The organism is Tateyamaria sp. (assembly GCF_059783535.1).
In genome coordinates, this window is sequence record NZ_JBYNDP010000168.1 from 1 (window position 1) to 6,467 (window position 6,467).

The 6,467-nt window shown below is 60.9% G+C and carries 6 protein-coding genes; 4 read left to right on the forward strand and 2 right to left on the reverse strand.

Annotation, left to right across the window (positions count from 1 at the left end):
• The 3 genes from AC6RA8_RS20100 to AC6RA8_RS20110 all read left to right on the forward strand — a co-directional run.
• Window positions 1-471, forward strand: a 471-nt coding sequence (locus AC6RA8_RS20100; RefSeq protein WP_500355254.1) for an FGGY-family carbohydrate kinase, incomplete at its 5' end; no start/stop codon positions are given.
• Window positions 468-1,775: a xylose isomerase gene (xylA, locus tag AC6RA8_RS20105; protein ID WP_500355256.1), complete on the forward strand. Its 1,308-nt coding sequence runs from the start codon at window positions 468-470 to the stop codon at window positions 1,773-1,775. The genes AC6RA8_RS20100 and xylA, both read left to right, overlap by 4 nt.
• Window positions 1,756-3,060 (forward strand): cytochrome-c peroxidase, encoded by a 1,305-nt coding sequence (locus tag AC6RA8_RS20110; protein ID WP_500355258.1) that lies wholly within the window; start codon window positions 1,756-1,758, stop codon window positions 3,058-3,060. The genes xylA and AC6RA8_RS20110 overlap by 20 nt, the downstream gene beginning before the upstream one ends.
• A gap of 73 nt (window positions 3,061-3,133) precedes the next feature.
• Here the strand turns inward: AC6RA8_RS20110 and AC6RA8_RS20115 are convergent, their stop codons facing one another.
• On the reverse strand, window positions 3,134-4,684 hold the full coding sequence (locus AC6RA8_RS20115) for a CRTAC1 family protein (protein WP_500355260.1): 1,551 nt from the start codon (window positions 4,682-4,684) through the stop codon (window positions 3,134-3,136).
• Window positions 4,677-5,879: an ROK family transcriptional regulator gene (locus AC6RA8_RS20120; RefSeq protein ID WP_500355262.1), complete on the reverse strand. Its 1,203-nt coding sequence runs from the start codon at window positions 5,877-5,879 to the stop codon at window positions 4,677-4,679. The genes AC6RA8_RS20115 and AC6RA8_RS20120 overlap by 8 nt, the downstream gene beginning before the upstream one ends.
• A gap of 175 nt (window positions 5,880-6,054) precedes the next feature.
• Here AC6RA8_RS20120 and AC6RA8_RS20125 point away from each other — a divergent pair.
• On the forward strand, window positions 6,055-6,467 hold a 413-nt coding region (locus AC6RA8_RS20125; protein ID WP_500355264.1), incomplete at its 3' end, for a substrate-binding domain-containing protein.

Consider the following 6,467-nt stretch of genomic DNA (forward strand, 5'->3'; position numbering starts at 1 on the left):
GTGAAATTCTATCCCTACCTGTCGGGCGAACGGACGCCGCACAACGACGCGCAGGTGCGCGGTGGGTTCACCGGCCTCGACATCGCGTCTGGGCCCGAGGATTTGACCCACGCCGTGATGAGCGGCGTCAGCTTTGCCCTGCGCGATAGCTTTGAGGCGCTGAAGGCAACCGGGGCGCAACTGCCCTCTGCCCTCGCCATCGGAGGCGGCAGCCGGTCTGACTATTGGACGCGGATGCTGGCCACGACCCTGAACATACCGCTGGAGCGCCCCGATGAGGGCGCGTTTGGTGCGGCCCTGGGTGCTGCACGGATTGCCATGTGCGGTAACACCGGCGCTGACCCGGCAACCGTGATGACCAAGCCGCCGATTGCCGATGTGATCCACCCGCAGGCCGACCTCGTTGCGGCCTATGATGATGCTTATTCTGCCTTTTCAGGCGCTTACCCCAAACTGAAAGCCATGCCATGACCACTGGATTCTTTGACGCCGTCCCACACGCCACATTCGAAGGCCCGGACAGCACCAACCCGATGGCCTTCCGCCATTACAACCCGGACGAAATGGTCATGGGCAAGCGGATGGAGGACCACCTGCGCTTTGCCGTCGCCTATTGGCATTCCTTTGCGTGGGAAGGCGGTGATCCCTTTGGTGGTCAGACCTTTATTCGCCCCTGGCATCCGCAGGACGATATGGGCCGCGCCAAGATGAAGGCCGATGTGGCGTTCGAGATGTTTGCGCGCCTCGGTGTGCCCTATTTCTGCTGGCATGATGCGGATGTGCGGCCCGAAGGGGCGACATTCTCCGAAAGCCTCGACCGGTTGAATGAGATCACCGATTACTTCGGTCCCAAGATGGAAGAGGCGGGCGTGGGCCTGCTTTGGGGCACCGCCAACATGTTCTCGCACCGTCGTTGGATGGCTGGTGCATCCACCAACCCCGATCCGGATGTGTTTGCTTATGCAGCCGCCACCGTGAAATCCTGCATGGATTCGACCCTGAAGCTGGGTGGCCAGAACTATGTGCTGTGGGGTGGTCGCGAGGGCTACGAGACCCTGCTGAACACCGATATGGGGCAGGAGCTGGACCATATGGGCCGCTTTCTGTCGATGGTCGTCGAGTACAAGCACAAGATCGGGTTCAAGGGTCAGATCCTGGTTGAGCCGAAACCACAGGAGCCGTCGAAGCATCAGTATGATTTCGATGCTGCCACCTGCATCGGGTTCCTGCGCAAGTACGGGCTTGAGGATGAGGTGAAGCTCAACCTTGAGCAGGGGCACGCTATTCTGGCCGGGCATTCGTTCGAGCATGAGATTGCGGTGGCCGCGTCGGACGGGATGCTGGGGTCCATCGACATGAACCGCAACGACTATCAGTCGGGCTGGGACACCGATCAGTTCCCCAACAACGTGCCCGAGGTGGCGTTGGTGTATTACCATATCCTCAAGGCGGGTGGCCTTGGGTTGGGCGGCACGAACTTTGATGCCAAGCTGCGCCGTCAGTCGCTGGATGCCGAGGATTTGATTGCGGCCCATGTCGGCGCCATGGACATTTGCGCCCGGGGCTTGAAAGCTGCGGCTGCGATGATCGAGGATGGTGGTTTGGAAAACGCGTTGAAGGCCCGGTATGCCGGGTGGGAGAGTGCCGAAGCACAGGCGATGCTGGGCAGTGATCTGGCGTCGATTTCGGACCGTGTGATTGCCGAGGGGATCGAACCGCAGCCGCATTCGGGCCGGCAGGAGATTCTGGAGAACTATGTTTCGCGTTTCGTCTAAGGCGCTTGCTTTCGCGGTGATGGCGGCCCCACTGTGGGCCGCCGATTTGCCGTTTGAAGAACCGGTGTTTCCTGAAGTGGACGCGGCGCAGGTCGAGCTGGGGCGTTTGCTGTTCTACGATCCCATGCTGTCCGGGTCGAAGACGGTGAGTTGTGCCACCTGTCACCATCCGAAGTTTGCCACGGGCGACGGTGTGTCGCTGGGTCTGGGGGACGGGGCCAATGGGCTTGGACCGAACCGGGTGGCTGACCCGGAGAACTTGCCCGAACAGCGCATTCCACGGAATGCGCCGCCTTTGTTCAATCTTGGGGCCACAGAATTCACTGTGTTCTTCCATGATGGGCGGTTGGAGGAGGATGCCAGTCGGCCCTCGGGCATCCGAACGCCGTTGGGATCGGAGATGGAAATGGGATTTGCCTCGGCCCTGTCCGCGCAGTCCATGTTTCCGGTGCTGTCGGCGGATGAGATGGCGGGGCATTACAGTGAAAACGAGATTTCTCAGGCCGTGCGCCAAGGGTTGATCACCGGGCCTGATGGGGCATGGGATTTGCTGTCGCAACGGGTGGAGGGCATCCCGGAATACCGTGCCCACTTTGACGAGGTGATCGGGGAAGATGCCATCCACTTCTCGGACATTTCCGATGCAGTTGCCGCCTTCCTTGATTTTGAATGGCGTGGGGTTGCCAGCCCGTTTGATCTCTATCTGCGCAACGGGACCGAGATGGTGCCTGCCGCGATGCGTGGCATGAATCTGTTCTATGGCAAGGCGCAATGTTCGACCTGCCATTCCGGGCGGTTCCAGACGGACCACGGTTTCCACGCTATCGCCATGCCGCAGATCGGGCCGGGCAAGGCGGCGCGCTTTGAAAGCCACGCGCAGGATACAGGCCGGATGCGGGTGACGGGCAATCCAGAAGACGCCTATGCTTTCCGTACGCCGCCCCTGCGTAACGTGGCGCAAACGGCACCGTACGGCCACAGCGGGGCCTACGCTTCGCTGGAAGCCGTCGTGCGCCACCATCTTGATCCTGTAACCAGCTTGCGCGGCTACGACATTGCCCAAGCGATCATGCCGGGATTTGACGCAGATGATATGCGCGTGCTGTCTGACCCCGCCGAGGTGGACCGGATCGCAGCGGCCAATGACCTCGCGCCAATCGCGCTCAGCGATGACGAGGTGGATGACATCCTGGCGTTCCTGAACGCACTCACCGATCCACAAAGCATCCGCGGCGCACTTGGCGTGCCTGCATCGGTGCCGAGTGGACTGCCGGTGGATCAGTAACCGCGGTCCTGGCTTCTTCTGACTGAAAATACGACGGGGTGAGGCCGCAGGCCGAGGGGCAGGGCCCGCTGGCTCACCGCGCGATCACAACCGTGGCGTTGGCCTGCACGTCCTGCCAATCGCTCCAACCTTGATGCGGCCATCGCACGCGCAGCCGCACCGCATCAGCATCGCCCAACCCGAAATGCTGCGGCCCCGCCACACCACCCGCATGACCACCGCCGACGGTGATCTCGCGTGCTTGAACGGTTGCGCCGTCATCGACCTCAATCCACGCGCCGACGGCTTGGGAGTTTGTCCCGTCCTGTGTCACGGATATCGAGAGCCAGTTGCCCGTTGCTTCGCTCACGTTCTGCCAGACCTCAAGCGGTGCACGCCGGTTGACGACGGCCAAGTCGAGCAAGCCGTCGCCGTTGAAATCGACAAGGGCTGCGCCGCGCCCCCGGTGCATCGATGCCACGCCGGCCGTATCTCCGGCTTCGGCGAAGCTGCCATTTGCCTGACCAATCAACAGGTTGTTTGGATCGTCCATCGCCAGGCCCGGCATTTGCTGCACATTGCCCTTGGCAATGAAGGCATCATCAAAACCGTCGTTGTTCACGTCGCCAAAAGCGATGTGCCATCCGGTGGATGGTCGTCCGTCACCGCCCGTGTAAGGGCGGTGAGCAGCGGTGCCCATGTCAAAAGGTACATCCTGAAACCCCGGACCGTCACCCACCTGCTTCATCAGCCGTTGGTCGCCCATTGAGGAAAGATACACCTCGTCCCGCCCATCGCGGTCCAGATCGCGCGCGGCTATGCCCATGCCCCACAGCATGTGGCGCACCCAGCCGTCCTCTTCTGTGTAGAGCCGGGGGGCCTCTTCCATCGCCCAAAGCTGTTCTTCGCCGTCGCGAATGTAGTAGTGGCGGTCATTCGACACACGCAGGTCGGCGCGGCCCGTGCGGGACCAGTCCGTGAAAAGGATGGAGAGTGCGCAAAACCCCGGGCTCAGGTCGGTCACGGCATAGGTCGCTCCGTCCGGGCGCCACAGATGGTTTGTGTCGCAGGCTTCGAACGGCCCGTCGGGATCGCTGCGGTCCACATAATGACCAAAGGCGAGTGTCGGGGCGGTTTGGCCCGCCTCCCATGTGGCCGAAAAGGCCGTGCTCCAGTGATCATCGAAGCGAAAGGGCATCGGTTCAAAGCTGCAATCGCCGCGCCCCCGCAAGATGGTATCGGGGCCCACACGCAGCATCACCAGATCAAGATGACCGTCATTGTCGATGTCCAGCGGATAGGCCCCGGTTGTGCCTGTTAGATCGAGTGCCGGGTTTTGTACCGGCTCAAAGGCAACCCTGTCGCCAGATACGTTCTTGAGCAAAAAGGGCGGGTTTGATCCGCCAGCCACAACCAGATCGGGCCGTGCATCGCCATTGCAGTCCAGAACGGCCAGGCCACCGCCGACGAAATGTTCCCATCCCCCATCGTAGACGTGGTTTGGAATGTCGATTGGGGAAAAGCGCACGTCCGCCGCAAGGGGTTGTGATGCGCAGAGCAAGAGGGCGGCAAGCCCCCCGCGTTGCGCAGCAGCGCGCCCCTGCCCATGATCAGACTTTCTGAAAAATCTGGCTTCGTCACGCATCTTCCAAAGCCTCCACAGCCGTGTCCTGAACAAATTCAAGCGCATAGGCCGCGGCCCCCTTTGCCCACATTAGGTTGCCCCATTTATGGACCACGACTTCGGGCGCGGGTTTGTCGATTTCGACGATACTCTTGCGCATTTCCTCGATCACCGTGTCGGCATAGAGGTGGTCGAATTGCATTTGTTCGCCAGCAAGGATCACCAGTTCGGGATCAAAGATGTTCACGAGGTTTGCAAGGCCCATGGCAAACATTTTGCCTGCCCTTTCGACGACCGTGCGTGCGGTTGCGTCACCGTCCTTGGCCGCTTTCAGCACTGTGCTGACCGCCTGGCTGGTTGGAGTCGTCAAGCTCATGCCGCCAACGCTGGAGGCCTCGCGCACAAGGGCATAATCCGCCACGTAGGCTTCAAGGCAGCCACGCTGCCCACACCGGCAAAGCGCCCCGTCCAGATGGACCTTTGTGTGCCCGAATTCGGCCCCGCAGCCCCGTGTGCCGCGATAGAGCTGGCCGCCCAGAACCATGCCCATACCCACACCGCTTTCGATGGTGATCACGATGAAATCCGAGTGGGATTTGCCCAGTCCAAAAGTCAGTTCGGCCATGGCGACGAGGTTCGCATCGTTGTCGAGATAAACAGCTACACCAAGCGTTTCGCGCAATATGTCACCAAAGGGGACGTTGCGTTGATCCAGCGATGGCGACCAGTAGACCAGCCCGTGATCCGCATCCATAACACCCGCCAGACCGACACCCACCCCCGAGATATCGCTGCGATCATGGCCCGCCTTGTCAGCCAATGCAGCCAGCCCATCGCGAATGTGTGTGGCCAGGTCGTCTGGTGTCAGACGCCCCGTCGGGATGGGGCATTCGTGGTCGGTGACATGGGTGCCGTCAAACCGCATCAGAACCAGCGAAATGGACCTGTCGGACACCTTGAGACCGGCAATCAGATGGGCGTCGCCAGCAATCTTCAGATCGACCCGGGGGCGGCCACGTGCCGATTCGTCGGAACGTGATTCGCGGGGCACTTCCTCGATCAATCCGCCGCGCAAAAGGTCGGCCGTGACGGACGTGACAGTGGCCCGGCTGATGCCGGTATGTTCCGCAAGATCGATCCGTGGGACGGGTCCGCGCTGCGCGATCTCACGCAAAAGCAGCCGTCTGCTTTCGATCTTCTGATGGCCGAATACCATGATTTTATTCTCTTTTTTCCTCCCGTCGCGCGGCAGTGCCTGCGACCCTTGGTAACGATGATGCCGGTTTTTTTGAAAGCTGTCCAATTTAATTTGCTTTTCGAATTTAAGTTGCTAACAATGGGTCACCCGCCGCAAAATCGTGACGGACGGGCATGTCTTTGGGAGGACACCTATGAAACGACGCACGCTACTTGGCGCCCTGGCGGCTGCCACAATGCTTACTTCGCCGGTTCTGGCTGACGGTCATGCAGTGACCGTGGGCGTGAGCTGGTCGAACTTCCAGGAAGAGCGCTGGAAAACCGACGAAGCCGCGATCAAGGCAGCACTCGACGCCGCTGGCGCAAACTACATTTCCGCTGACGCGCAATCGTCTTCCGCCAAGCAGCTGGCAGACATTGAATCGCTGATCGCGCAAGGTGCGAATGCGCTTATCATTCTGGCGCAGGACGCGTCCTCGATTGGCCCAGCCGTTCAGGCCGCTGCCGACGAAGAGATCCCCGTCGTTGCCTATGACCGCCTGATCGAAGACGCGCGCGCCTTCTACCTGACCTTCGACAACGTTGAAGTTGGCCGCATGCAGGCCCG